Origin of the sequence: Bradyrhizobium sp. 155, from assembly GCF_023101105.1 — a bacterium.
Classification (GTDB): domain Bacteria; phylum Pseudomonadota; class Alphaproteobacteria; order Rhizobiales; family Xanthobacteraceae; genus Bradyrhizobium; species Bradyrhizobium canariense_D.
This window is the reverse complement of record NZ_CP064704.1, coordinates 6,170,761-6,195,333: the sequence shown is the minus strand read 5'-3', so window position 1 is coordinate 6,195,333 and position 24,573 is coordinate 6,170,761. Positions and strand designations below refer to the sequence as shown.

Here is a 24,573-nt window from a genome sequence, read left to right as displayed (position 1 = left end):
GACAGCCGCCTTGAACAACAAGCCTCCAGCTCTATTTTGCGCTCGAGAAAGCATCCGCTGCGTAGACGACCTTGCCGCCCACGACCGTCAGCAGAGACGATGTGGCGCCAATCTGCTCGACGGGGACGGACAGGAAATCCCGATCGAGAATCGCGAAGTCGGCGAATTTGCCGGTCTCTAACGTGCCGCGCCGCGTCTCGTCGAAGCAGAACCACGCGCTTCCCACGGTGTAGAGGCGCAAGGCATCTTCGCGGCTGGGTGTTTCGTCCGGGCCGCGCGTCGAGAGTCCGCCGACGGTCTTGCCGTCGAGCATCCATTGCAGCGCCACGAACGGATTGTAGGATGCGACCCGATGCGCATCCGTGCCGGCCCCGACATGGACCCCCATGCGCAACGCCGTGGCGATGGGTGGCATGCTGCGCGCGGCTTCGCCGGCCTGCGCCACGATGCGGTCGCCTCCGAGATACATCGCGTCCTGCATGGTCCAGCCGACACCAAGGGCCTTCATGCGCGCCAGCGTTTGGGGCGAGGTGTTGTCGAGATGGGCGATGGACCAGCGCAACGGCGCGAGCGGCGTCTCCTTGTTGACCTCGTCATAGAGGTCCAGGAGGTGATGGACGGATTTGTCTTCCTGCCAGTGGATGGTGACCGTCAGCCCTTGTTTGGCCGCCCAGCGAATGATCTCGCGGAACTTGTCCTTGGCGGCCGCGTCGGGCGCATTGTTGTTGTACATGGCGCCGGTGATCCGCTCGCCTAGTCCGTTGAACCGCAGCATGTCGTCGCCGAATCCCATCGGCAGGAACGGCGTGAGAGACTTGTACTCCTCGAATTCCGCGCCGACATTCTGCGCGAACAGGCTGAAGGCAACCCGAACCGACAATGATTTGTCACGCCAGAGCTTTTGCAAGGCGGCGTAATGGCCGGGATAGATGCTGAAGCCGCCGGGATCCACGATCCCGGTCACGCCAAGACGATTGAGCTCCGTGAAGAACTGCCGGGTCCCGGCGACATTCTCTTCGAAATTCGGCCTCGGTAGCCGATCGAACAGCGCGGAGATGCTGACAATGGAGCCGTTGAGCCAGCCCGTGGTGTCGCCCGATGCGGCGCGTTCAGCCGTGATGCCGGCCGGCAACTGATCCGCGGAAAGCCCGAGCGCTTGCTGCGCTTTCGGCGTCATCAGCACCGCCGAATAGAACAGCTGGATGTAAGCCGGATTGTCGGGAACGGCCGCCATCACCTCGGCGAGCGTCGGCCGCCGCTTCTCCGCGAACTGCAATTCGCTCCATCCACCGGCCACGATGATCCAGGACGCCGGCCGGGCTTGTGCCGCCTGGCGCAAGCGTTCCATGGCCTCAGGGATAGTCTTTGCGCCGATCCAGTTGACCTCGGTTGCGTAGGTCAGGCCGGCGCGCACGGCGTGAATATGGAAATCGATCAATCCCGGAATGATGGTGCGTCCACCTGCGTCGACACGGCGCGTCGCGGGCCCGATCAGTCCTTCCATGGCATCGTTGCCGCCAATCGCGACGATCTTGCCGTCGCGGACTGCGAGAGCCTGCGCGATCGTCGATGCGGCATCCAGCGTCACGAGCTTTGCGTTCGTGACAATGAGGTCGGCCTTTTGTGCGTAGGACAAGGTGGCCCAGCACGAGATCACCATAATCGCCAGAAGCTTTCGCATCATCAGTCCCGACATGAGAGAGGCCGAAGCGGCGCCACACATCCGCCGCCGGATGCGCTCGCGGACATCGCGTGTCGCAACGGGGAATATCGTGATCCTGACCATGTCTGGCTCCAACAAAATCAGCCGGTCCACCGGAAAATCCGGTCAAGGCCCAAGTTTGATTTTGCAGCCCGCCTTCGCCGGTTGGGCTTCGGCGCGGCAGCCTTCGTTTGTGGCTCCGGCTTGCCTAGCCGAAGCTCGCGAAGCGAGCGAAGGCTGGCGGGCCCGGCAGGACTCGAACCTGCAACCAGACCGTTATGAGCGACGGGATAATGATCGGTCTTGTCTGCGTTTGGAAGTGCCGGAGGAGATTATGCCAGACGGTAGCATCGCCTTGCCAGACAAACATCTTGCTTCGCTCCATGGGATCGTTGAGTTCCTGAGGCGGCGCAAAATAAATTTCCTGCTTTTCGAGCTCGTGGAATTCATCGAGGACAGCGCTGGTGCGGCGAAAGCGAAAAAGATCGGTTGTAGGCTATCGGCCGCTGCGATGTTGAAGGTGCCCAAAAGTCTCTTATATAGCGCATCTTACGTCGGTCGGTAGAAAGCGATAGACGGCCGATTTCGGCCTCGTCTCGGAGCATCGTCGCAAGAGCGCGGGGATTCGGCTTCACGGCATCGGCTATCCGCAGTGCCGCCGGCAAGTTGTCGACGACGGTCACCGAGAGCGCGCGTGTCAGGTACGCGTTCCTGACGACGGAGCCGAACGCCGAAGTCGGCGCCATCCACCCCAAGGCCATGCCCGTGATCCTAAGGACGGCGGAAGAGGTCGAGACCTGGATGACGGCACCAGCGGACGAAGCGTTGCAGCTGCAACGGCCGCTTCCGGACGGGACGCTCCGGATCGTCGCCCGCGGCGCGAAGGAAGATGCCCTACCTTCGCCTTCCTAACACCCCGCGAGTGCGGCCCTTGGCTTCGTGCGGTGGAAGGACGGCGCAGCCGGCGAACATCGACGGGCATTCTAGAGCCTATCGAGGCGCTTGACTCCATGCATGACATTCGAACAAAACTAGAACAAACGATTCCCGCCGCGAAGGTACGCTTGGCCAAACTGCCGCAACTTCCCGTCTACTATTACCTCGACCACTTCGCCGAGATGCTCGGGTTTGTGCAGCGGACGTATGAACCCGTTCTCGGTCCGGATCATCACGCGTTCATAGCGCGCTTCGAGCGCCTCTCGCGAGACGCCCAATGCCTGTTGGTTCGCATGATCAACCGGCGTGGTGCCATATTCAATCGATCCCTGTTCAACTACTCCGAGATCGATGACGTCGAGCGGGCAATATCCGATTTGACAGCGGCCGGTCACGCACGCGCAATTGGCGAGGCCGATTATTCGGTCTTCGTTTCATGTCTGCCGAAGGACGTCCTTGTCACAGGCGCGCAGGCGGCCGGCCGAGGAGATGTCCGCAGATCATGGTCGAAGCCGAAGTTCATCGACTACTATCTCGAACAGATACCCTTTTCGACGGCGGCGCAGCACTGCGGTGCCCGCAACTTCATCGCGCTCGCCGGCACGCAGCCAATTGAATTCCTGCTCCACCTCTATTTCGGCAAGACCGAGGTGACTCTGAAGAACTTCGCGTTGCGTGACCTGGGGATCCTTCGCACCAATCGCGAGACCTCGTTCAGCGCGCGCTTCACCGATGCGGAGGAAGCGCTTGCCTCGTTCCACTACAGCCAAATTCTCGACAGCCTTGAGGGCGGATCAGAATCTGTCCACAGGCGGGCCGCCATCCACGTGCTATCGGGGCCTGCCTGCGGGACACAGTACGCCAATGACCTCCGCAGCCGAGCGGCTCATCAGACCGGACTTTTTTTCGAGAAAGCGGGCGAGAGCGATCTTGCGCGTCAGCTCTACCGCGTGGGCTGCTCGCCGGACTGCAACGAGCGACTGGTGCGCCTGCTTTACACTATCGGCGATCGGATCGGAGCCGAAGAACTGCTGCACCGGATGATCGATGATCCCGCCAGTGACGGGGAGCACCTTTTCGCCACCGACTTCTACGCCCGCAAGTTCGGCGGACGGCGTACGGGCCTCTGCACCGAAGTGTTGCGGTCCGGCCGCGCGATCACCGTCGACGACACTTATCGCGGCAACCCCGAAGCCGGCGTCGCCGGCGTTCTGCGGCGCGAGGGCACCAAGGTTTTCTTCGCTGAGAATGTGCTGTGGCAAACTCTGTTCGGCCTGCTCTTTTGGGACGAGCTCTTCGAGAGCACCCGGATGCCCAGCGGGTTCGATTGGCTACCCCATTGCCTGAAGGACCGCAGCTTCCGTCGGCTGTTCGCCGCGACGATTGACGAGAAGCTGGCTGCCATCACGTCCGGAGCTACTCTTCCGTTGATCCTCCGCACCGTCGCAGCGAAATGGGGCCGCCCAAATGGGATATTCAGCTGGGATCACGTGCAAGTGGACGCGCTGCGCGCGCTGCTCGAAGGATCCGATCCGGCTGGCATCGCCAGCATCATCGGCAGCATGTGTGACGACTTCCGCGGGATGCGAGACGGTTTCCCCGACCTGATGCTGGTGCAGGACGGGAAGGCGTCCTTCATGGAGATCAAGGCGGAAGGGGATGTGATTCGCCGTAACCAGTTGACCCGCCTCCGCCAACTCGGCGCCGCTGGCATCATGGCCGAGATCGGCCGGGTCGATTACCGTTTCGACCCCGCGCAGGATTACGTGGTGGTCGATATCGAGACGACCGGCTCCTGGTCGAACGGCGATCGCATCACCGAGATCGGTGCGGTGAAGGTTCGCAATCACTGCGTCGTCGACGAATGGCATTCTCTCATCCATCCGCAGCGCTCCATTCCCGCAAAGATCGTTCAACTGACCGGCATCACGAACGAAATGGTTCGCGACGCGCCCTTGTTCGCAGAAGTTGCAGATCCATTCATGGAGTTCATGGCCGACGGCATTTTCGTCGCCCATAATGTCAGTTTCGACTACGGCTTCATCGCCTACGAATTCGAGCGGATTGGGCGACGCTTCAGATTCCCGAAGCTCTGCACGTGCGCCGGAATGCGGCGGCGCTATCCGGGACACAAATCCTACGGACTTGGAAAGCTTTGCGAGATCTACGGCATAGACCTCAAGATTCACCATCGCGCCTTATGCGATGCGAGGGCCTCGGCGCAGTTGTTGAATCTCATCAATCGGAAGCGGAGCGAAGAGAGACACAGCGCTGAAGCAGCGTAAGGCCTCTGATACGAAAAGCTGCCAGGAACCGCGGTGTGGCCGAGATTCAAGCGAATCTAGTCGATCGTGACAGCAGTTCATTAGCCGCAGCGTTTGCGTCAAACTTCTGATAAATAGAAATAATCGCTTGCTCCGTCGGGCAAAACAGTGGTTCATAAGGCGCTGGTCCTAGCAAGACGAAGGAGCCAGCGCGATGGCAAATGACGTCGATACATCCTCGGAATTGTCCAAGATCGCGAAACTGAATGGTGACTTCCGAAGGAACTACGGCACGCTCATCGGAGCGATTTTGTATCTCCGCACCGTGAGCGCCGCCCGCCGAAGCCCCTGGCTTTGGGCCAGCCTGATTTCGATCGCTTTTTCGGCGGTGCTAAGCTGGTTGGGGCGGCACGGTTGGTTTTTGTCAGAGTCGCCTTGATGGCACCGAACAATGCTCCCTTTTCCGCGTAAAGCGCGCCCCGACGTCGACGAAGGGAATCAGATGAGAGCCAGACGTAGCGTCCTGAGCTCAACGGGGCAGGCAACAGCACGTAGTCCTCGATCTCGCGGTTCGCCGCATCCAACCGCATCACGGCGAGTAGGCCCGATGAGATCTGCCTTCGGTAGGCCTTCCATTGCGCAGCGTGGTCCCTTCCACGATGCGCCAGTCGTCGCGCGACAAGAAACGAAACCACCCGCGCGCCCGCGACATCAAGCCCTATGCCGTCCGGAACAAGATCGGCTTGGAGGCCGAGTTCCGTTCGCAGCACCTCCGCGAGTTCGGTGACATGCCTTGATTGTTCGGCGGCCCAAAAATCCCGGGTATCGATCCAGTCGCAGTCGCGCGGCGACACGTATCCGATCAGCGCATACGCCTTCCGCAGCGAACCGAAGTGCTTCACGTACGAGGAGACGTGATTGAGACCGAGCGTCGTATTGATGATGTGCGAGTTGAGTTTACCGCGCCGGCGCAGCGTGAGACGAAGGCGCAACAGCATCTCTTCTTCCGGAATCTCCACGCGGCGCTCGGCCAGCAGCTTCTGGGCGCGAGCGAAGATGCCTTGGTCCACGATAGGCTCGATCGCCGCAGCGCCCCGGACCCAAGCGTTATCCGGATTCTTGACCAGCTTCTGGCCCAAGCGTCTTGAGGTGCGATTGTAGACGGTGTTGCCGATGTAGTTCTCGTTCTCGAGGATGGTGGGTATCATGCCGTCGGTCCAGGGCCGACCGTTGTGATTGGCGATGCTCGCGTCGTTCAGTTGGCGACTGATGTCGCTGTAGGATTTCCGGCAGTTGACGAACTGATCGAAAATTTCCCGGATCACGGCGGCCTCTTCGGCTGAGCCGTGCTGCAGTCGAACGCGATCCGATTGCAGGGCCTTGAATTGTCCCTTTTCGAGAAGGGCCTTCGGATGCTCGCTTTCGTCGACCATCAAGCGTCGGAGGCCGTAGCCGACGGGGGCGCCAACGCGGTATCCAAGGCTCGCGACCCGGCAGTGTCCGGCGTGCACCTTGACGGAGAGCTCTCGGCTCCACTCGGCGGCCATGCCGCGCTTCAGGCTTTTCGCGATCCCCGAAACAAAGGTGCCGTCGTTCTTGAAGATCTCCGCGCAGTATTCGACCTGAACGCCGTTCCGCTTGCATAGGAATTCGTAGTAGGCACTCTCGTCGACATCCTGGAACCGGCCCCAGCGACTGACGTCGTAGACGAGGATGTGGTCGAAGTCGGCTCGGCCCGATTGGACATCTTCGATCAGCTCGATGAGACCAGGACGCCCCTTGATTCGGAGGCCGCTGCGGCCCTCGTCGCGATAGGTGCGCACAATCGTGAGCGTGTTCGCCTCGGCATAGGCTGCGATGGCCGCCATCTGGTTCTGGATCGAGTAGCGCTGGAGCTCCCTCGACATTCGAACGTACTGCGCAGCACGCCGCGATCGGGTCCGCCTCGCCAAGCTTGTCCCTGTAGGAACAACGAGCCAGTTACCCATGCACCCTCCTGCCAATCCAGAGGTACCCGCGAGTGCGAATACACCTCCCGCACTCGGGATGGCAATACCTCCAGAAGCACTGGGTGCGCCTCATGCCGGCGCCGGAGTTGGCTTGTGCACAGCGCCGCGGAACACGGGGACAAACCTCAGCCCTGCCGATTGCGAATCCCTGCTGCGTGCTAACCGCCCGGAACGAGAAGACGGGCGAAAGGATTCGTCCGGGCAGGAGAGCTCTCGATGCTGATGACGAAGGAACGGCGACCGGCGATCCGCACGCTACGCGGCTGGGCGATCCACGTGCTGCAGGAGGCCGGCGCCATCCACGAATGCGAGGAGCACGGCTGGGCGAAGGATCGCGCCGATCCGCATGCCCGCGAGCATGCTTTGGACATCGCCAAGCGGGAGCCGCCGGACGGCATCTCTCCGAACGAAGCGATGGCCGAGGTCAAGGCCGTGCTGGATACGGTCGGCGATACCTGTCCGGAGTGCTCGCCCGCACTGGAGTAGACAGGCAAAAGCAGCGATCTGACTATGATCTTGGTGCCGCAGCGGCGACGAACCGAAGCGGCGCCCGTCCGCCCCGGGCGAGCTTCAGCGGCGCGCATCTAACACCGGGTCATTCAGGCGGCTGGTCCGGCGTGTCAACTCCTGTTAAAGTTGCCCATGGCGAATTCCTCCACCTGGTTTGTGGCCATCGGCGCATCCGGAGCGGAAGGGATGTCGGACCTGCTGGCACTGCTCCGAACGCTACCTTCCCCGATCCCCGGCGTCACTCTTGTTGTGCTTCACAGACGGTGGAACCTCGAACCTCAAGGCGGTGCTGGCACGTGGATGCCCACACCCCATCGTCATTGCCGATGAAGGTCAGAGCTTCGAAGCAGGAACGGTCTATATCGGAGAGCCCGCCGCGCACCTGGTGTTAGCCGAGCGGAGCTTCGGCGAACTTGTGCAGGATCCTGGCTTCGCTTACCGCAATCGTACGATCGACCTTCTCTTTCGTTCGGTGGCAGCGCATGCAAAGCCGCATGTCATCGGTGTGGTCCTCTCCGGTTCGCTGGATGACGGGTCGCGGGGACTGGCTTCGATCCACGCGGCAGGAGGCCTGACGATGGTCATCACGCCGGATTCGCCGACGCCGCCGGGTATGCCTGAAAACGCGATCGGCTACGATGGGCCGATCGATCTGATCGGTTCACCGACTCAGATCGCTGCCGGGATATCGAGAGCCATGGCGAAGATTCCTTCGCTGCCAGGACTCGAGGTACATCCAGTTCAACAGACTTCCCAGCTGGACGCTGAAGATCCATCCTCATGAAACAACCGGCTTCGCCTTCCGCCACCCACGACGAGCAGGAACGCAAGCCCCCGTCGCGCTCCGAGGAAGCCCGCCGGGTCGTCCAGGAGTATGCGAACGATCTGGCGGAGATCATCAAGCAACTTCGTGGCCCAATTCATTGACTAGGCTCGCCCGCACCAAGAGCGCGAGCGGCGACCTTGGCTCATTTGCGCCGCGGCTTTGCATAGGAAGCTCCGCTCATTGACTGACTTCTTGCCAGCCGCACCCCCCTCAGGTGTCGCTGACCAAAGTGCCGATCAGTTGCAGGAGCGCCGGGTGTTCCGGACTTTCGCGCCTGTACGAAGGAATCGGCCAATCTCAGTCAATGAGCTTCGGCCGCCCCAGCCAGTGTTCGGTTGGTGCTCCACCATGGGCATGGCAGATTGCGGGTCGCGAACCAGCCGCCAGACGTCACCATTGGGACTTTCGTACAGGGTCTTGGCGGTCATGTTCGTTACCCGCCAGCGGCCGCCGCGAGGTCACTGGCGATTAGGCTGTTTGGCCGGTGGCCCGTTCTTGTTGCCGGGCATACCCTTGATGTTCGACGGATCCTGCCGCTGAACGGTCGGATTCTGCTGGTTCATCGTGGATCCGACGGTTTCGCCCGGCTTCACGGCGGGCGCTGAGGATTCCATTTCACGGTCAGTCTGCGGCGGCGGCATTGGCCATCCGGCCTGCTCCGCGCAACATGAGCAGGGGCGACACGCAGCTAATCGGCGCGTGCACTCAGACTATCGATGACCCGACATTCGGCGACGCAGCCGCCGTGACAGTCATCGAGCATCCTTTTGAGTTCGTTCCGGAGCAAAGTCAGCTGTTTGATACGTAGATCGACGGCTTCGAGGTGGCGGGCGGCAATCTTGTCCGCGTTTTCGCACGGTCCAGTGGGCTGCGTACTTAGCGAAAGTAGTTCCCGGATGTCGTCAATCTCGAACCCAAGTTCGCGGGAGTGACGGATAAAATTCAGCCGGCGAACCGCTTCCACTCGGTAGCGGCGCTGCTGGCCTTCGGTACGCGGGGGCGCCTCGAGGAGGCCTATCTGTTCATAGTAACGGATGGTCGGGACCTTTACCCCGGCCTCCTTCGCCAGCGCACCGATAGAAAGCATGACCAGTTTCCACTTGAAGCTCTAGTGACTAGAGGGTTTATAGTCGCCGTCCGAAGGATTGTGAAGGAGAAAACCATGAGCGCAGCCTGTTGCGGTCACCATCACGAAGAGCCGCGCCCGGAGACAAACGCGGCGTATCGCCGTGTGCTGTGGGCCGTTCTGGCGATCAATGCGTCGATGTTCGCCGTTGAGATCGGCGCCGGCCTGCACGCGGGCTCGGCCTCGCTCCAGGCCGACGCGCTCGACTTTCTGGGCGATGCGGCGAATTACGGGATCAGCCTCTTCGTTGTGGGCATGTCGTTGCGCCATCGCGCCGGCGCCGCCCTCGCCAAGGGCGTTTCGATGGGTCTTTTCGGTCTCTGGGTGTTGGGGGTTGCGATCTGGCACCTCTATTCCGGCACCCGGCCCGAAGCGATCACGATGGGCGCGATCGGCGTTGTGGCTCTGGCGGCTAATGCCGTCTCGTTCGGATTGCTCTGGGCCTATCGCGGCGGCGACTCCAACATGCGGTCGGCGTGGATCTGCACCCGCAACGATGTTTTGGGAAATTTGGCGGTGCTGCTCGCGGCCGCCGGCGTCCTTGGGACCGGCACCGGCTGGCCTGATATCATCGTGGCCGTCGTCATGGCCTGTCTCGCGCTCCAGGGCGCTTGGCTCGTCGTCAGGCATGCGGCATCGGAGTTGACGCTTGGAAACTCCAGACACGCTCCGGTAGGTGGATGATAAGCGCGCTTCCCAGCTCGGCCGAGGAGAGCGGTACCCGCTGGCCACGATTGCCGCTGGTCCTGATGTTGACGGTCGGGCTGCTGCTTTCGTTGCTGCACTGCGCCTGCTGCGATCTTCCTTTCGCAAACGACGGACCGGCGATCATCGTTTCGAGCCCGGCCCCGGACACAAGTCCGGATCGTGCCGAACAGCGGTTGCCGCCTCACTGCGGCCAATGCCTTTCGCACATCACCACGCCTCGCACCACGTCGGCAGTCCGGCCAGCCGATGCGATTGGTATCGTGCCATCCTTAGAGCACGTTCGGCCCCTCTCCGGACTTGCGGGTCTGCCGTTGTTCAGACCGCCCCGCGCCTGAGCGCGGCGGCCGAGTGGGCTCCGCCCGGAGACCGGAGCGGTCATCGACAATTTCGAGTGCGGTCATGCACCAATGAGGACGGGCGGCTATTGCCGTCGGCCTCGCATCAGAAAAACATCATGGCGAACCAGCCAACCATCATCGTCATCGCATTTCTGGCAGGCGCCGCAATCTTCGCGCTCGCGCCGGGCCTGTCGACCGGTATTCAGCGCACGCTCGGTATAGGTTCGCAGACCCGGCCGGCAGCCGCCGCAAAGCCAACCCCACTCGAGCCGTCCGCCGGATCGCTGACGATGAACGAGGAACGGATCGAACTCGCGCAAATCGAACAGCAGAGCGTCGGCCCTGCGACCGTGGCCAAGCGCCTTGCCGTGCCGGGCACGATCGTGCCCGATGCCGCGCGCGTCGCCCACGTTTCCGTCAAGCTGTCCGGGACCGTTGCGGAACTGCGCAAGAACATCGGCGACGACGTCGTCAAGGACGAGGTTTTGGCCGTCCTCGAGAGCCGGGAGGTTGCGGACGCTAAAAGCGATTACCTGGCTGCCCGACTCTCCAACGATCTGCAGCAGGACCTGACGGCGCGGGACAAATCACTTTGGGAAGGACGCGCCGTTCCGGAGCAGCAGTATATCCGCTCCCGCAACGCGGCGGCGCAGACCGTGATGCGCTTCGGTATCGCGCGTCAGAAGCTGCTGGCGTTGGGCGTGCGCGACGACGAGATCACGACGCTTCCGCAGGCTCCGGATGCGTCGCTGCGCAGCCAGAACGTGCGAGCGCCCATCTCGGGGCGGATCGCCGAGCGCAAGGTCGAACTCGGGACGGCGGTCGGCCGAGACAATCTCGAGACCGAGCTCTTCGTCCTCGTCGACCTGGGCCGGGTGTGGGTCGAGCTTTCCGTCTCCTCGCCGGACTTGCCGATGGTCCGGGAAGGACAAGCGGTCGCCGTGACGCTGCGTGGCTTTCCGGATGCGACGACCGGTAAGATCATGTTCGTCAGCCCCTGCTCGACAAGGAGACCCGCACCGCGCGAGTTGTCGTGGTCATCGACAACGCCGACGGCCGCTGGCGCCCCGGATCGTTCGTCACGGCGGCGATCGCGATCGACGAGCATCAAGCCCCGGTGGTCGCGCCGGTCAGCGCGGTCCAGACTGTAGATGGTCGCAAGGCGGTCTTCGTGCGCACGAAGGACGGTTTCGAAACCCGCGGCGTCGTCCTGGGCCAGCGCGACGGTCAGTCCGTAGAGGTCGTCTCCGGTCTGGAAGTCGGCGAGACCATCGCCGTGTCGAACACCTTCTCGCTGAAGGCAGAACTGGCCAAACCCAGCGAAGAGGACTGAACGATGATCGAGGCCATCGTCGATTTTTCGGTACGACGCAGGTGGCTCGTCCTGCTCGTCACCATCGCCATCGCGACGTCCGGCATCTGGTCCGTGACAAGGCTGCCGATCGACGCCGTTCCGGACATCACCAACGTCCAGGTGCAAGTGAACGCCGTCGCGCCGGCGCTCACCCCGGTAGAGATCGAAAAGCAGGTCACGGTGGCGTTGGAGACCGCGCTGGCGGGCATTCCGGGAATGGAATCCACCCGCTCGTTCTCCCGGAACGGATTCGCGCAGATCACCGCCGTGTTTACCGACCGCACCAACATCTACTTCGCGCGCCAACTGGTGGCGGAGCGGATAAACGACGCAAAATCCGGTCTTCCCCCGGGGGTGGACGTGAAGATGGGACCGGTGTCGACCGGCCTAGGCGAGATCTACTGGTGGGCCGTCGAGTACAAAAAACCAGGCGCAAGCGCCCCGGTACGCGACGGACAGCCTGGCTGGCAGACCGACGGCAGTTATTTGACGACCGAAGGCGAGCGCCTGACCGACGACTTCCAGCGCACGGTGTATCTGCGCACCGTCCAGGACTGGATCGTCCGGCCCCAGATCAGAACCGTGCCCGGCGTCGCCGGCGCCGACGCGATCGGCGGCTTCGTCAAGCAATTCCAGGTGCAACCGGATCCAACCAAGCTCATCGGCTTCGGCCTCTCGTTCAGCGACGTGATTGCTGCCATCGAAGCGAACAACGTCAGCCGCGGCGCCAACTACATCGAGCAAAACGGGGAAGGCTACGTCGTGCGCGCCGCCGGCCGGGTCGAGAACATGGACGACATCTCGAACATCGTCGTCGCGACGCGCGCCGGCGTCCCGGTGCGGGTGAAGGACGTCGCCGACGTCGCCATCGGCCGCGAATTGCGCACCGGCAGCGCCAGCATCGACGGGCGCGAAGTGGTGCTCGGAACGGCCCTGATGCTGATCGGCGGCAACAGCCGCACGGTCGCGGCCGCCGCCGACGCGCGGATCAAGGAGATCGGCCGAACCCTGCCGCCCGGCGTCTATGCTCATACCGTGCTGAACCGAACGGAATTGGTGGACGCGACGATTCACACGGTCGCGAGCAATCTGGCGGAAGGGGCGCTCCTCGTGATCGCGGTTCTCTTCGTCATGTTAGGCGACCTACGGGCCGCGATCATCACCGCATCCGTGATACCGGTGACGATGCTGATCACCGCCACGGGAATGCTCCAAGGGCGGATCAGCGCAAATCTCATGAGCTTGGGTGCCCTGGACTTCGGGCTCATCGTGGACGGCGCCGTCATCATCGCCGAGAACAGCCTGCGCCATCTGGCAGATCGGCAGCGAGAGCTCGGCCGTGCCCTGTCGATCGAGGAGCGACTGTCGACGGTGACCGCGTCGACCTCGGAGATGATCCGTCCGACGGTATACGGGCAGATCATCATCATCCTGGTGTACGTCCCCCTCCTCGCCTTCACCGGTGTGGAAGGCAAAACGTTCGAACCGATGGCGTTGACCGTGATGATCGCGCTCGCGACCGCGTTCGTCGTCTCTCTGACTTTCGTTCCGGCGGCGATCGCAGTCGGCCTTTCGAAGCCGGTGCGCGAGGACGAGAACGCCATCGTGCGGCGCCTGAAGTCGGCATACGTGCCTTTGCTCGGCGCCTCGATAGCCAGGCCGACGCCGGTTTTGGCGGGTGCCGTGCTGCTGTTCGCCGCTGCGGTTGTCCTCTTCGGCCAGCTCGGGCAGGAATTCACGCCGACGCTCGACGAGAGGAATATCGTCATGGAGGTACGCCGGGTGCCGAGCACCGCGCTCGCGCAGTCGCAGGCGATGCAACTCCTGATCGAGCGACAGATCAGCAAACTTCAGGAAGTCGCATTCGTCTTCTCGCGCGTCGGAACCCCCGATCTGGCGGCCGACCCGATGCCCCCCAACGCCGCCGACACCTACATCATCCTCAAGCCGCAGAACGAATGGCCCGACCCCGGCATGACGAAAGACGATCTCATCAAGCGGATCGAGGCCGAAGCCGCCGAACTGCCCGGCAACAAGCTCGGCTTCTCGCAGCCGATCCAGATGCGGTTCAACGAACTCATTGCCGGCGTCCGAGCGGATCTGGCCGTGAAGGTCTTTGGCGACGACTTCGCGGAGATGCAGCGGACCGCGGGACGGATCGCGGACGTGCTGCGAAAGATCGAAGGAGCCGAAAGCGTCAAGGTCGAGGAAACGGCCGGATTGCCGTTCCTCGAAATCCGCATCGACAAACCTGAGATCGCCCGCCTCGGCATCAGTCTCGTCGCCGTCCAAGATCTGATCGAAACGGCGGTCGGTGGCCGCAATGCCGGCCTCGTCTTCGAGGGCGACCGGAGGTTCCCGATCGTGGTTCGTCTCAACGATGCTCTCCGCAACGACATCTCGGCATTGGAAAACCTGCCCGTGCCGCTTCCTCATGCCAATGCGAACGCGGCGGCCGCTTCGATACCGCTGCGGACGATCGCGTCTTTCGAGCAGACCGAGGGCGCAAACCAGGTCAGCCGAGAAAACGGAAAACGCCGCGTGGTTGCCACTGCTGAGGTCCGTGGCCGTGACATTGGCTCGCTGGTGGCGGAAGCGAGGGACAAGGTCGAGGAGCAAGTCAGGCTTGCGCCGGGCAGTTTTTTGACGTGGGGCGGGCGGTTCGAGAACTTCTCCGTCGCGCGCCAGCGGCTGATGATCGTCGTCCCAGGCTGCTTCCTAGTGATCTATCTCCTTCTGTTCGGCGCGTTGGGCTCGCTGCGGGATGCGCTTCTCGTCTTCAGCGCGGTCCCGCTGGCTCTGACCGGCGGAATCGCGGCCCTATGGCTGCGTGGCATGCCCTTTTCCATTTCGGCCGCCGTCGGATTCATCGCGTTGTCGGGGGTCGCCGTGCTCAACGGGCTTGTGATGCTGACTCAAATCCGCAAGCTCATCGAAGAAGGAGCCACGTCAAGAACGGCGATCCGGGAAGGCGCGCTGACCCGCTTCCGCCCCGTCGTCATGACCGCCCTCGTCGCCTCGCTCGGTTTCGTGCCGATGGCGCTCGCGACCGGCACCGGCGCGGAGGTCCAGAAGCCCCTCGCCACAGTCGTCATCGGTGGCCTTCTGACCGCGACGCTAACTCACTTTGCTTGTGCTGCCCGCGCTCTACTCGCGCTTTTCGACCGCGCACGCTCAAGTGCCGCGCGAGGCCGCGAAGTTCGCGCCCGATCGGGCCGCCGAGTAGCTCCGCCGGCCGGCCCGTCATTCTTGAGGCGGGTGCCACTGCATACCTTCACCGCCGCAGAAAGCGGCTGAACTGAAAGCGCTGCGTATTGCCGCCTGGGGTCAAGTGATCATGTCGCCGAGAGCCGACGAGCTCGAAGGTGGGCCCCAGCGTCTCGGCTAGGGCCTCCGGATCGTACCGCACGATCGGGAGCCCGCTGCACCTTTCGGGACCATCGGGCGCGAACGTCGCGATGATGACATGACCGCCTGGGCGAACCGCTTTCTTCAGGCAAGCGATGTATGCATCGCGGTCGGCGGGGTCCGTCAGGAAGTGGAAAGCGGCCCGATCATGCCACAGGTCGAAGGTATCCGAAGGATTCCAGGTGGTGACGTCCGCAACAATCCAGGCGACCGCCTCGCCGCCGCGACCAAGCCGCTGTTTGGCTGCTTCAAGCGCCTTGGCGGAGAGATCCAGGATCGCTACCCGGGTAAAGCCCCGTTGCACCAAGCCATCAACCAGCCGTGAAGCGCCGCCTCCGACGTCAATTATGCCGTCGTCAGTCGAGATGCCGGTTTCGGTGATGAGATCGAGCGACGGAGCCGGATCCTCCTGAAACCAGCTTACTTCCCTTTCCGCTTTCGTCGCGTATACGCTCTGCCAATGAGCCTGGCGGTCGAGGTCGTTCATGGCTTCCGTCCCTCCATCGATTCAAGGTGCATAGATGGCCATCCCCCCGATCCTTGAGAACAAGGACCCCTCGGCTCCTTCCGTTTTCATGCCGGCTGCCTTGATGCGGGAAGCACGCCGACAGAAGAACATCGAGGCGGTCGGCGTCCCCTCCGTTTGCCTGCTCGATCCGGACGGCGATCTCGTGCGCCATCTCCGCCGGACCGGGCGCGCAAAGCCCTTCGGAGGCTGGCCATGCTATCACACTGAGCTCGATGTGTTCTCCCTTGCCGGAAGGGACGTCGGCATCGTCGGACGGGCCGTGGGGGCCTCCTTCGCCGTTCTGGTCGCCGAGGAGCTGTTTGCCAGCGGCTGTCGCCTCCTGATCAGCTTGACGTCCGCTGGGCAGATAGTCGCTGCCGGCGAACCGCCGTACTTCATCATCATCGAACGGGCGCTTCGCGACGAAGGGACGAGCTACCACTACGCTCCGCCTTCGGAGTATGCCAGCGCGTGTCCTCACCTGCTGGAAGTCGCGAAAGAGGCAATCAAACACGGCGCACCGCGAACTATCGCGGGCGCAAGTTGGACCACGGATGCTCCGTTCCGCGAGACCAGCCAAGCTGTTCAAGCAGCCGCGGACCGGGGAATACTTGCGGTCGAGATGGAAGCGGCCGCGCTGTACGCCTTCGCCGGCGCCACCGAAAGCAAAGTCCTCTGCGTCGCTCACGTGACGAACACGATGGCTCAAACGGGCGCGGACTTCGAGAAGGGCGACGACGACGGCGCGGTGGATGCGTTGGCGATACTGGGCCCAATAGTAGCTGCTTTGGCCGAAGAATAGAGGGGTTCGTCTCCTCAATCGGCTATGCTCGGCGGGTTGCACAAAACCCCCTTCCTCACCTCACCCAGCAGGCTCCAGTAAACGCAATACGGTGGGCTTCGTCACTTCCGGCGCTTGTCCCTTGGTGTTGTCCTCGGGAGGCAAGCGGAAGCCCTTGAACAGCCCGAAGATCGCCGGGATCACGACCAATGTCAGCAGCGTGGATGAGATCATTCCGCCGATCATCGGGACCGCGATGCGCTGCATGATCTCCGATCCGGTCCCGGTGCTCCACATGATCGGCAGCAGGCCCGCCATGATCGCGACCACGGTCATCATCTTGGGCCGCACGCGCTCCACCGCGCCCTCCATGACGGCGTCATAGAGATCGCTGCGCGTCACGGCCCGCCCCTCGGCTGTGCGCCTCGCCGCGGTCTCCGCCAGCGCCTGGTTGAGATACATCAGCATCACGACGCCGGTCTCGGCGGCGACGCCGGCGAGCGCGATGAAGCCTACCGCGACCGCGACCGACAGGTTGAAGCCCAGCCACCACATCAGCCAAAGCCCGCCGACCAGCGCGAACGGCAGCGAGAGCATCACGATCATCGTCTCGGTGATCGAGCGGAAGTTCAGGTACAGCAACAGGAAGATGATCAGCAGCGTCACGGGCACGACGATCTTCAGCCGCGCTGTGGCACGCTCCAGGTATTCGTATTGGCCGCTCCACATCACGTAGTAGCCGGCCGGGAACTGGATGCTGGCCTGCACGGCGGCTTTGGCATCGGCCACGTAGCCGCCGAGATCGCGGTCGCGGATATCGACGTAGATGTAGGTCGCGAGCTGCCCGTTCTCGGTGCGGATCGAGGTCGGCCCGCGCGCCGGCGCGACCTTCGCGACCTCGCCGAGCGGCACAGCGCCGCCGGCCGGCATCGGCACCAGCACATCGTTGGAGATGGCCTGCGGATTGTCGCGCAGATCACGCGGGTAGCGCATGTTGACGGTGAAGCGCTGCCTGCCTTCCACGGTCGTGGTCACGGTCTGGCCGCCGAGGGCGGTCGCGATCGTGTCCTGCACGTCCTGGACCATGATGCCGTAGCGTGCCAGCGCAGTGCGGTCCGGCGTGACCTCCAGATAGTAGCCGCCAATGCCGCGTTCCGCGTACGCCGAGGAGGTGCCCGGCACGGCCTTGAGCACCTGTTCGATCTGCTTCGCAAGCTTGTCGATCTCGACCAGATCGGTCCCGATCACCTTGACCCCGATCGGCGTCCGGATGCCGGTCGACAGCATGTCGATGCGGGCCTTGATCGGCATGGTCCAGGCGTTCGAGATCCCGGGAAACTGCAGCGCCTTGTCCATCTCGGCGATCAGTCCGTCGATGGTCATGCCGGGGCGCCAATTCTCCTTCGGCTTGAGGTTGATGATCGTCTCGAACATCTCGGAGGGGGCCGGGTCGGTGGCGGTCGCCGCACGGCCAGCCTTGCCGTACACCGAGGCGATCTCCGGAAACGAGCGAATGATGCGGTCCTGGGTCTGCATCAATTCGGCGGCCTTCGTGACCGAGATGCCCGGTAGCGTGGTCGGCATGTAGAGCAACGTGCCTTCGTTCAGGTTCGGCATGAACTCGGTGCCGAGCTGGCGGGCCGGCCAGATGCTGACGGCCAGAACGGCGAGCGCGAGCACGACCACCAACGTCTTGGCGCGCATGACGCCCTTGATCACGGGGCGGTAGATCCAGATCAGGAAGCGGTTGATAGGGTTTCGGTGCTCCGGAACAATCCGCCCGCGCACGAAGATCACCATCAGAGCCGGCACCAACGTCACCGAAAGCAACGCGGCCGCCGCCATCGAGAACGTCTTGGTGAATGCGAGCGGGCTGAACAGCCGTCCCTCCTGCGATTCCAGCGTGAAGATCGGCATGAACGACACCGTGATGATCAGCAGGCTGAAGAAAAGTGCAGGCCCCACCTCCGAGGCGGCGGCGATTAGTACGTCGATCCTCGACCTTCCGGGCTCCGCCCGTTCGAGGTGCTTGTGGGCGTTCTCGATCATGACGATGGCCGCATCGACCATGGCGCCGATCGCGATCGCGATGCCTCCGAGGCTCATGATGTTGGAGCCGAGGCCTAACAGCTTCATGGCGCCGAAGGCCATCAGGACGCCGACCGGCAGCATCAGGATGGCTACAAGCGCGCTACGAACGTGCAGCAGGAACACGATGCAGACCAGCGCCACGACGACGCTTTCCTCGAATAGCGTGTGCTTGAGCGTGTCGATGGCCGCATAGATCAGGTTGGAGCGGTCGTAGACCGGTACGATCTCGACCGACTTCGGCAGGCTGGAGGCGATCTCCTGGAAGCGCTTCTTGACGTTCTCAATCACCTCCAGCGCATTGAGGCCGAAGCGCTGCAGCACGATGCCGCTGGCGGCCTCGCCCTCGCCATTCAGCTCCGTGATGCCGCGCCGCTCGTCGGGCCCGAGTTCGACCCGCGCGACGTCGCGCAGCAGCACCGGCGTGCCGCCGGAGGTCTTCAGCACGATGTCGCCGAGGTCGTTGATCGATTTGATGTAGCCCTTGCCGCGGATGACGTACTCGAACTCGGAGAGTTCGACCGTACGCCCGCCGACGTCGGCGTTGCTGGCGCGGATCGCATCGCGCATCTTCTGCATCGTTATCCCCCGGTCGCGCATCCGCTGCGGATCGAGGATCACGTTGTACTGCTTGACGAAGCCGCCGACGCTCGCAACCTCGGCGACACCCTCGGCCTTCGCCAGTGCGAACTTCAGATTCCAGTCCTGGATGGTCCGGGTGTCGGCGAGGTTCAGTTCCTTCGAGATCACCGCGTACTGGTAGATCCAGCCGACGCCAGTCGCGTCGGGACCGATCGTCGGTGTCACGCCGGCCGGCAGGCGCGCGCTCGCGCCGTTGAGGAATTCCAGCACGCGCGAGCGCGCCCAGTAGATGTCGGTGCCATCCTCGAAGATGACGTAGACGAACGAGACGCCGAAGAACGAAAAACCGCGGACGACCTTCGATTTCGGCACGGTCAGCATCGCCGTCGTCAGCGGATAGGTGACCTGGTCCTCGATCACCTGCGGAGCCTGGCCGGGATACTCGGTGTAGACGATGACCTGAGTGTCCGAGAGATCCGGGATGGCATCGAGCGGCAGATGCAGAAGAGCGTAGAGCCCCGCTGCGGCGGCGAAGCCGGTCCCGAACAGGACCAGCAGCAGGTTGCGGGCGGACCAGGCGATGAGGCGCGCGATCATTGCTGCGCCCCCTCGGCAAAGCCCTTCAGCGCCGCCTTCAGGTTGCTTTCGGCATCGATCAGGAAGTTCGCCGAGACCACCACGGCATCGCCCTCCGCGAGGCCCTGCCGGACCTCCACGAGGCCGCCGCCGCGCTGGCCGAGCTTGACCTCGCGCGGCTCAAGCCGACCCTGTCCCCTGTCGACGAACACGGCCTGCCGGCTGCCAGTATCCATGACCGCGCTCTCCGGCACCGCGAGGACGGCCTCGCCGCTGCCGGTGTCGATGTCGGCGTCGACGTACATGTCGTGCAGCAGGATCAGGTCCGGATTCTGCAGTTCGATCCGGACGCGCGCGGTCCGGGTCTCCTTGTTGATCTCCGGGTAGATCACCTGGACCTTCCCCGTGAACTCGCGTCCAGGAAAGCTCCGCGCCTTCACCGTGACCGGCTGGCCGTTGGCGATCATGCCGAGGTCGCGTTCGGCGACGTCGATCAGGGCCCACACCATCGAGTGGTCTGCGATCCGGAACAGGACCCCGCCGGGCTCGACGCGCATGCCCTCGACGGCGTTGCGCTCCAGCACGATGCCGTCGCGCGGAGAGGTCCATCCGATCGAGGTCGGCACTGTCCGGCTCTTCTCGATCGCCGAGATCGCAGCGTCGGGCACATCCAGGTTCATCAGGCGCTGGCGCGATCCACGGCCATACTGGACGTCGCCGCTGGTCGTCTTGGAGGTGATGGTGGTGAGGTACTCGGCTGCAGCCGAGGAGACGGATGGGCTGTAGACCTCCATCAGCGGCTGCCCCTTCACGACGTGAGATCCCGTCGTCACGTCCGCCACCTTCAGGATGAAGCTTTCCGCCCGCATCGCGACCACTGAAATCCGCCGCTCGTCGAGCGCGATCGTGCCCGGCGCCCTGACGGCGGTCCGGAGCACGCGCATCGCTGCGGGCTCCGACTTGACGCCGGTCCGCTGGATCTTGCCGGGCGAGAGTTTGATCGACCCGTCGTCGCTGTCGTCGCCCTCATAGACGGGGATGTAGTCCATTCCCATCGAATCCTTCTTCGGCGACGGCGATGTGTCGGGCAGGCCCATGGGATTGCGGTAGTATTTGATCTTGCGCTCTCCGGAGGCGCCGGCCGCCGTTGTCGCAGGCGGCGGGGTTTCCGCCTGCTCGTCGTCGAAGCTGACGTCGGCGCCAGCGGGCACGGCGCGGAAATCCCGGCCATCCGGGCTCTTTCTCGGCACGAGCGAGTACGACGGCTTGCCGTCCGGATCCTGGTAGTAGATCGGAGCGCCGCTCTCCTCGGCCGCAGCTTCGCCGATCATGGCGACGGCTCGCGCCGCCAGCCGCTGCGGGCCGGCGACAACGAATGCGATCCCCGCCGCCGCGATCAAGACGGCGGCCAGGCTTGCTGCGAAGGGGCGGGTCACTTTTGCGCCGTGATGACGAGCTTGTTCTCGACGGTGCCGCTCTCGCCCTGGACTTTGGCTCCGAGCGAAAGCTGCCAGCGCCCCGCCATGCCGAACGTCGCCTTGAAGCGATACGTGCCCGGCTCCGTCCCCGGCATCGTCGTGACCTTGGTCGCCATCTCCTGCATCCCGTCCGGAGCCATGTCCAAACGGCTGGCGAAGATCACGGCATCGGGCACAGGCTTGCCGGTCTTGATGTTCACGAGCCTGACGGTGATGACCTTGTCCGGCCCGGCCTGGACCGACTGGTCGACGAGTTCGAACTTGTAGTCCTTGATGTCGGCCAATGCGGCCGTGCTTGTGCCTGCGACTGCGGCAGCGATCAACGCCGCCTGGACGGCGCGCACAATGGTAGAGGTCTTCATTTTCTGGTCCTCGATTGTCCTGAATGCGCCACCGAAGCGGCGCGCGTCGTCCGCGCGCGGACGCACGGACGCGATCGGCGTCAAGCGCCGTTCAGGCCAGGGTTCGAGGGGGTTGGTCGGGAGGTGGACGGGTCAGACCGTCGCCGACCAGGTCGTCCGCAACCAAATGCGTAGTTCGGATCGCGTGGCGCAGCGGGAGGGCGGCGGTCTCGGAGAGGCCCGCCTGGACCGTCTTCAGGACGCACATCGCAACCAGCGGGCAGTCCTGGCAGTCCTTGCCCTTCTGCTCATCGGGGCAACAGGGCATGTCGGCCGACACGGACATGTCGCTAATGCCGTCCGAGCGAGCTTGCGCGGCTGCCGCCGGCGCGGCCAAGGGCGCCAACGTCAAACCGGCGGTCACCAAGACCGCGAAGGCAATTCTGAGCAGTCCTCGCAGATTCATGGACCGAGCATCCCACGGGCGGGGTCGCTTTGGAAGTCGGCCCCCTTCACATGTTCGCCACCCGGGATCCGCAGCGACATAGCTCAGCCGTCCTTTTGGGCCGCCCAGGAGGATCCCAGGCTTTTGGCCGGCCCTGACATCCCGTTTCGCTCCAACGCGCCCGTGCGCGCCGCACACCGGGGCAGTGGCAGCACCCCTGCACCTCGCGCTCCGTCACTCAGCGGGCGTCTTCAATCTGGCCTGGCCTGCACACGGAGGCCACATCAGTGCGGACGAGCCTTTTATCCTCCACTGCGCAATATCGCCGAATGGAACTGCGATATGGATCGTTAACTCCACAACCGCAGACTTCTGCAAGACGCACGGCTTCGCCTCCGTCTGTCGACTCAACCGGTCCTGTGCGTTCCCAGCGCGCGGGGACCGTTCCTTTTTCGCCCCATTCCTCGGCGGCAGAACCCCTCCGGCGCAGCGCGGCAGGGGCAGCGCTTCTGTGAGGTCAAACCAATCGCTCACTCCGTCCGCAGCTTCTCACGAAGGCCGTGAGCGACTTGGAGAGGAGGCGTTTACCACCTCGCCTGCCGCTGCCGGGCAGGCAAGCCGACATTAAGACCTCGGGTGGGAACGTGCCGCGAACGGAGCCGCCTCCTAGATGTCAACCAGCCGCCGAGAAGTGGGCAAGTCCCGCGTCCCGCTATGGGTCGCGGGCTTTGTCGCGTTGGCTTGCGTTGCCATCCTCACCCTGAGCGGATGGCGGGAATGGGAAGCTCGCCAGGTCGACCTGAGAAACGCGGAAGTGGACATGGCCAATCTGGCCAGTTCGCTCACCCAGCACGCCGAGGACATGTTCGAACTTGCGGACACCATCCTCGCCGGTATGGTCGATCGCATAGAGATCGGCGGAACGAGCGCCGGCGCATTGACCAAGATCCAGACTTTCCTTCAGGCGCGCAAGTACAACAGGAAGCGGATCCGCGGCATCTTCGTCTACGACGAAACCGGCCGCTGGCTGGCCACCACCGAGGACGTCGATCTGGCCGGCCTGAACAACAGCGACCGCGACTACTTCCAGCAGCACCGCGCGAGTGCTGACCGCGGCACACTGCTCGGCCGACCTGTCAAAAGCCGTTCGGGCGGCCAGTGGATCATCACCGCGTCTCGGCGCTTCAATCATCCGGACGGCAGTTTCGCTGGTGTGGTGCTGACGAGCATCGACGTCGCGTACTTCGCCGAATTCTACAAGCAGTTCGATATCGGTCCAAACGGCGCGGTGTCTCTGCTCAGCGCCGACGGAATCATGTTGGCGCGCAGCGGCGACGACCAGGGCGCCTATGTGGGCCGGGACCTCTCCAACTCGCCGCTGTTTTCGAATTTGGGAAACGGACCCAGTGCCAGCGTCTACTACTTCAAGTCTCCGCTTGATGGGCGGCAACGCCTGAGTTTCTATCGGTTGAGCACCCGTTATCCGATCCTGACGGTCGCGACCAAAGCAGAGGAAGACGTTCTCGAGCCGTGGCGTCGGCAGGCGGCCGTGCATGACCATCGTCTCCGGCCTCACACTGGCGATCGCGCTCATCGGATGTTTTCTGGTGCGCTACCTCTGGCAGCGCCAACGCATGGCGGCGGCGTTGGTGGCGAAGGAGGCGGACTTTCGCCTGTTGGCCGAGCAGTCGAGCGACATCGTCATGCGCATCGGTCTGGACGAGCGAATCCTTTACGTCTCGCCATCCTGCACGCGCGTTCTCGGGTGGGAGCCTGCCAAGCTGCTCGGCACGCCGGCGCTTGCCGGGATCAATCCTGAGGATCGTCCCCGGTTGGAGCAGGCCATCAACTCCCTCAAGACGGGGGAAGCCGAAGAGGCGCGGATCATCTACCGGACTCGCACTCGGGCGAAGTCCGAGATCTGGGTCGAGACGGCGCTGCGGGTCACCCGGTCCGCGCTCAGCAACGAGATCGACGGAGTGGTCGCCATCTCACGGGACATGACTGAGCAAAAGGATCTGCAGGACAAGCTGGCAACTCTTGCCACCTCCGATGGTCTGACCGGACTGGCAAACCGTCGCCATTTCGACGAACGTCTTGCCGAGGAATGGGCCCGGGCCAAGCGCGATGAAACGCCGCTTTCCTTGCTGCTGATCGACGTGGACCACTTCAAGAAATTCAACGACCAATACGGCCATCAGGCAGGCGATGCCTGCCTGCGCTCGCTGGGCAGGATTTTGGCTGAGCAGGTTCGCAGGCCCGCCGACCTGGCTGCTCGGTACGGCGGCGAGGAGTTCGCGCTGTTGCTGCCCAACACCGGCGCCGACGGATGCGCCGAGGTGAGTGAGCGAGTTCGGAAGGCGCTGCGCGAGCTAGGCATGTTGCACGCGCTGAATCCGCCTTCGAAGCTTGTCACGGTCAGCCTGGGAGGCGCCACCAACACCCCCATCCAGGGTGTCACCGAAGACGCCCTTGTCGCGACAGCAGACCGGGCGCTCTATGCGGCCAAGGAAAGCGGTCGCGATCGGCTGGTGATGGCAGGTCAGGTTATCCCTTGGCCCGGCGCAAAGAGCGCATGAGCCCAGCCGCTGTT

General features: G+C 63.5%; 18 protein-coding genes and 3 pseudogenes. 12 read left to right on the top strand and 9 right to left on the bottom strand.

What is annotated here, in order from left to right; genetic code table 11:
* Positions 1–31 precede the first annotated feature (31 nt).
* Complete coding sequence (locus IVA93_RS29815; protein WP_247789297.1) at positions 32–1,786, bottom strand: amidohydrolase; 1,755 nt, start codon at positions 1,784–1,786, stop codon at positions 32–34.
* Here IVA93_RS29815 and IVA93_RS29810 point away from each other — a divergent pair.
* The 3 genes and pseudogenes from IVA93_RS29810 to IVA93_RS29800 all read left to right on the top strand — a co-directional run bounded on the left by IVA93_RS29810 (position 1,773) and on the right by IVA93_RS29800 (position 4,923).
* Positions 1,773–2,267 carry a hypothetical protein gene (locus tag IVA93_RS29810; RefSeq protein ID WP_157642946.1) on the top strand — a complete coding sequence of 165 codons (495 nt, stop codon included), beginning with the start codon at positions 1,773–1,775 and terminating at the stop codon, positions 2,265–2,267. The genes IVA93_RS29815 and IVA93_RS29810 overlap by 14 nt on opposite strands.
* Positions 2,268–2,401: 134 nt before the next feature.
* Positions 2,402–2,614, top strand: a pseudogene (locus IVA93_RS29805) (hypothetical protein); the annotation flags it as partial.
* A gap of 98 nt (positions 2,615–2,712) precedes the next feature.
* Positions 2,713–4,923 carry an exonuclease domain-containing protein gene (locus IVA93_RS29800; RefSeq protein ID WP_247371387.1) on the top strand — a complete coding sequence of 737 codons (2,211 nt, stop codon included), beginning with the start codon at positions 2,713–2,715 and terminating at the stop codon, positions 4,921–4,923.
* 275 nt (positions 4,924–5,198) lie between these two features.
* Here the strand turns inward: IVA93_RS29800 and IVA93_RS29795 are convergent, their stop codons facing one another.
* Positions 5,199–6,890 (bottom strand): recombinase family protein, encoded by a 1,692-nt coding sequence (locus IVA93_RS29795; protein WP_256465018.1) that lies wholly within the window; start codon positions 6,888–6,890, stop codon positions 5,199–5,201.
* A 237-nt stretch (positions 6,891–7,127) separates the two neighbouring features.
* Between IVA93_RS29795 and IVA93_RS29790 the strand changes: the two genes are divergently transcribed.
* The 3 genes from IVA93_RS29790 to IVA93_RS29780 all read left to right on the top strand — a co-directional run bounded on the left by IVA93_RS29790 (position 7,128) and on the right by IVA93_RS29780 (position 8,348).
* Complete coding sequence (locus IVA93_RS29790) at positions 7,128–7,397, top strand: hypothetical protein (RefSeq protein WP_247542345.1); 270 nt, start codon at positions 7,128–7,130, stop codon at positions 7,395–7,397.
* A 268-nt stretch (positions 7,398–7,665) separates the two neighbouring features.
* The gene (locus IVA93_RS29785) at positions 7,666–8,205 is read left to right on the top strand and encodes a chemotaxis protein CheB (protein WP_247542344.1); all 540 of its coding nucleotides are present in this window, start codon (positions 7,666–7,668) and stop codon (positions 8,203–8,205) included.
* Entirely contained in the window at positions 8,202–8,348 is a 147-nt protein-coding gene (locus tag IVA93_RS29780; RefSeq protein WP_247371375.1) for a hypothetical protein, read from the top strand. The genes IVA93_RS29785 and IVA93_RS29780 overlap by 4 nt, the downstream gene beginning before the upstream one ends.
* A gap of 357 nt (positions 8,349–8,705) precedes the next feature.
* Here IVA93_RS29780 and IVA93_RS29775 read toward each other — a convergent pair whose 3' ends face one another.
* Together IVA93_RS29775 and IVA93_RS29770 are read right to left on the bottom strand one after the other, a co-directional pair.
* Positions 8,706–8,888 (bottom strand): hypothetical protein, encoded by a 183-nt coding sequence (locus IVA93_RS29775; RefSeq protein ID WP_247371416.1) that lies wholly within the window; start codon positions 8,886–8,888, stop codon positions 8,706–8,708.
* A 47-nt stretch (positions 8,889–8,935) separates the two neighbouring features.
* Positions 8,936–9,334 carry a MerR family transcriptional regulator gene (locus tag IVA93_RS29770; RefSeq protein ID WP_247371371.1) on the bottom strand — a complete coding sequence of 133 codons (399 nt, stop codon included), beginning with the start codon at positions 9,332–9,334 and terminating at the stop codon, positions 8,936–8,938.
* A gap of 75 nt (positions 9,335–9,409) precedes the next feature.
* On the opposite strand from IVA93_RS29770, the gene IVA93_RS29765 reads away from it, so the two are divergent.
* The 4 genes and pseudogenes from IVA93_RS29765 to IVA93_RS29750 all read left to right on the top strand — a co-directional run bounded on the left by IVA93_RS29765 (position 9,410) and on the right by IVA93_RS29750 (position 14,999).
* Entirely contained in the window at positions 9,410–10,057 is a 648-nt protein-coding gene (locus IVA93_RS29765) for a cation efflux transmembrane domain-containing protein (RefSeq protein ID WP_247371367.1), read from the top strand.
* 652 nt (positions 10,058–10,709) lie between these two features.
* The gene (locus IVA93_RS29760) at positions 10,710–11,570 is read left to right on the top strand and encodes an efflux RND transporter periplasmic adaptor subunit (protein ID WP_247371365.1); all 861 of its coding nucleotides are present in this window, start codon (positions 10,710–10,712) and stop codon (positions 11,568–11,570) included.
* Positions 11,453–11,752: an efflux RND transporter periplasmic adaptor subunit gene (locus IVA93_RS41260; protein ID WP_524536835.1), complete on the top strand. Its 300-nt coding sequence runs from the start codon at positions 11,453–11,455 to the stop codon at positions 11,750–11,752. The genes IVA93_RS29760 and IVA93_RS41260 overlap by 118 nt, the downstream gene beginning before the upstream one ends.
* A 3-nt stretch (positions 11,753–11,755) precedes the next feature.
* Positions 11,756–14,999: pseudogene (locus IVA93_RS29750) on the top strand (efflux RND transporter permease subunit).
* 48 nt (positions 15,000–15,047) lie between these two features.
* Here IVA93_RS29750 and IVA93_RS29745 read toward each other — a convergent pair.
* Positions 15,048–15,668 carry a class I SAM-dependent methyltransferase gene (locus tag IVA93_RS29745; protein WP_018455644.1) on the bottom strand — a complete coding sequence of 207 codons (621 nt, stop codon included), beginning with the start codon at positions 15,666–15,668 and terminating at the stop codon, positions 15,048–15,050.
* A gap of 34 nt (positions 15,669–15,702) precedes the next feature.
* Between IVA93_RS29745 and IVA93_RS29740 the strand changes: the two genes are divergently transcribed.
* The gene (locus IVA93_RS29740) at positions 15,703–16,491 is read left to right on the top strand and encodes a nucleoside phosphorylase (protein WP_018455643.1); all 789 of its coding nucleotides are present in this window, start codon (positions 15,703–15,705) and stop codon (positions 16,489–16,491) included.
* 60 nt (positions 16,492–16,551) lie between these two features.
* Here the strand turns inward: IVA93_RS29740 and IVA93_RS29735 are convergent, their stop codons facing one another.
* From IVA93_RS29735 to IVA93_RS29720, 4 genes are all read right to left on the bottom strand, one after another.
* Positions 16,552–19,737 (bottom strand): efflux RND transporter permease subunit, encoded by a 3,186-nt coding sequence (locus IVA93_RS29735; protein WP_018455642.1) that lies wholly within the window; start codon positions 19,735–19,737, stop codon positions 16,552–16,554.
* Complete coding sequence (locus IVA93_RS29730) at positions 19,734–21,152, bottom strand: efflux RND transporter periplasmic adaptor subunit (protein ID WP_018455641.1); 1,419 nt, start codon at positions 21,150–21,152, stop codon at positions 19,734–19,736. Before IVA93_RS29730 ends, IVA93_RS29735 begins: the two co-directional genes overlap by 4 nt.
* A complete protein-coding gene (locus IVA93_RS29725; RefSeq protein WP_026232992.1) occupies positions 21,149–21,556 on the bottom strand; it encodes a FixH family protein in 408 nt (135 codons plus the stop codon). Before IVA93_RS29725 ends, IVA93_RS29730 begins: the two co-directional genes overlap by 4 nt.
* 91 nt (positions 21,557–21,647) lie before the next feature.
* Entirely contained in the window at positions 21,648–22,001 is a 354-nt protein-coding gene (locus IVA93_RS29720) for a hypothetical protein (protein WP_018455639.1), read from the bottom strand.
* A gap of 649 nt (positions 22,002–22,650) precedes the next feature.
* Between IVA93_RS29720 and IVA93_RS29715 the strand changes: the two are divergent.
* Positions 22,651–24,559, top strand: a pseudogene (locus tag IVA93_RS29715) (diguanylate cyclase).
* The last annotated feature ends 14 nt before the right edge of the window (positions 24,560–24,573 follow it).

Bases quoted from the DNA above. Each gene is read 5' to 3' on its own strand.
- IVA93_RS29815 (WP_247789297.1), bottom strand. From the start codon at position 1,786: ATGGTCAGGATCACGATATTCCCCGTTGCGACACGCGATGTCCGCGAG.
- IVA93_RS29800 (WP_247371387.1), top strand. From the start codon at position 2,713: ATGCATGACATTCGAACAAAACTAGAACAAACGATTCCCGCCGCGAAG.
- IVA93_RS29795 (WP_256465018.1), bottom strand. From the start codon at position 6,890: ATGGGTAACTGGCTCGTTGTTCCTACAGGGACAAGCTTGGCGAGGCGG.
- IVA93_RS29790 (WP_247542345.1), top strand. From the start codon at position 7,128: ATGCTGATGACGAAGGAACGGCGACCGGCGATCCGCACGCTACGCGGC.
- IVA93_RS29780 (WP_247371375.1), top strand. From the start codon at position 8,202: ATGAAACAACCGGCTTCGCCTTCCGCCACCCACGACGAGCAGGAACGC.
- IVA93_RS29775 (WP_247371416.1), bottom strand. From the start codon at position 8,888: ATGCCGCCGCCGCAGACTGACCGTGAAATGGAATCCTCAGCGCCCGCC.
- IVA93_RS29770 (WP_247371371.1), bottom strand. From the start codon at position 9,334: ATGCTTTCTATCGGTGCGCTGGCGAAGGAGGCCGGGGTAAAGGTCCCG.
- IVA93_RS29765 (WP_247371367.1), top strand. From the start codon at position 9,410: ATGAGCGCAGCCTGTTGCGGTCACCATCACGAAGAGCCGCGCCCGGAG.
- IVA93_RS29760 (WP_247371365.1), top strand. From the start codon at position 10,710: ATGAACGAGGAACGGATCGAACTCGCGCAAATCGAACAGCAGAGCGTC.
- IVA93_RS29745 (WP_018455644.1), bottom strand. From the start codon at position 15,668: ATGAACGACCTCGACCGCCAGGCTCATTGGCAGAGCGTATACGCGACG.
- IVA93_RS29740 (WP_018455643.1), top strand. From the start codon at position 15,703: ATGGCCATCCCCCCGATCCTTGAGAACAAGGACCCCTCGGCTCCTTCC.
- IVA93_RS29735 (WP_018455642.1), bottom strand. From the start codon at position 19,737: ATGATCGCGCGCCTCATCGCCTGGTCCGCCCGCAACCTGCTGCTGGTC.
- IVA93_RS29725 (WP_026232992.1), bottom strand. From the start codon at position 21,556: ATGAAGACCTCTACCATTGTGCGCGCCGTCCAGGCGGCGTTGATCGCT.
- IVA93_RS29720 (WP_018455639.1), bottom strand. From the start codon at position 22,001: ATGAATCTGCGAGGACTGCTCAGAATTGCCTTCGCGGTCTTGGTGACC.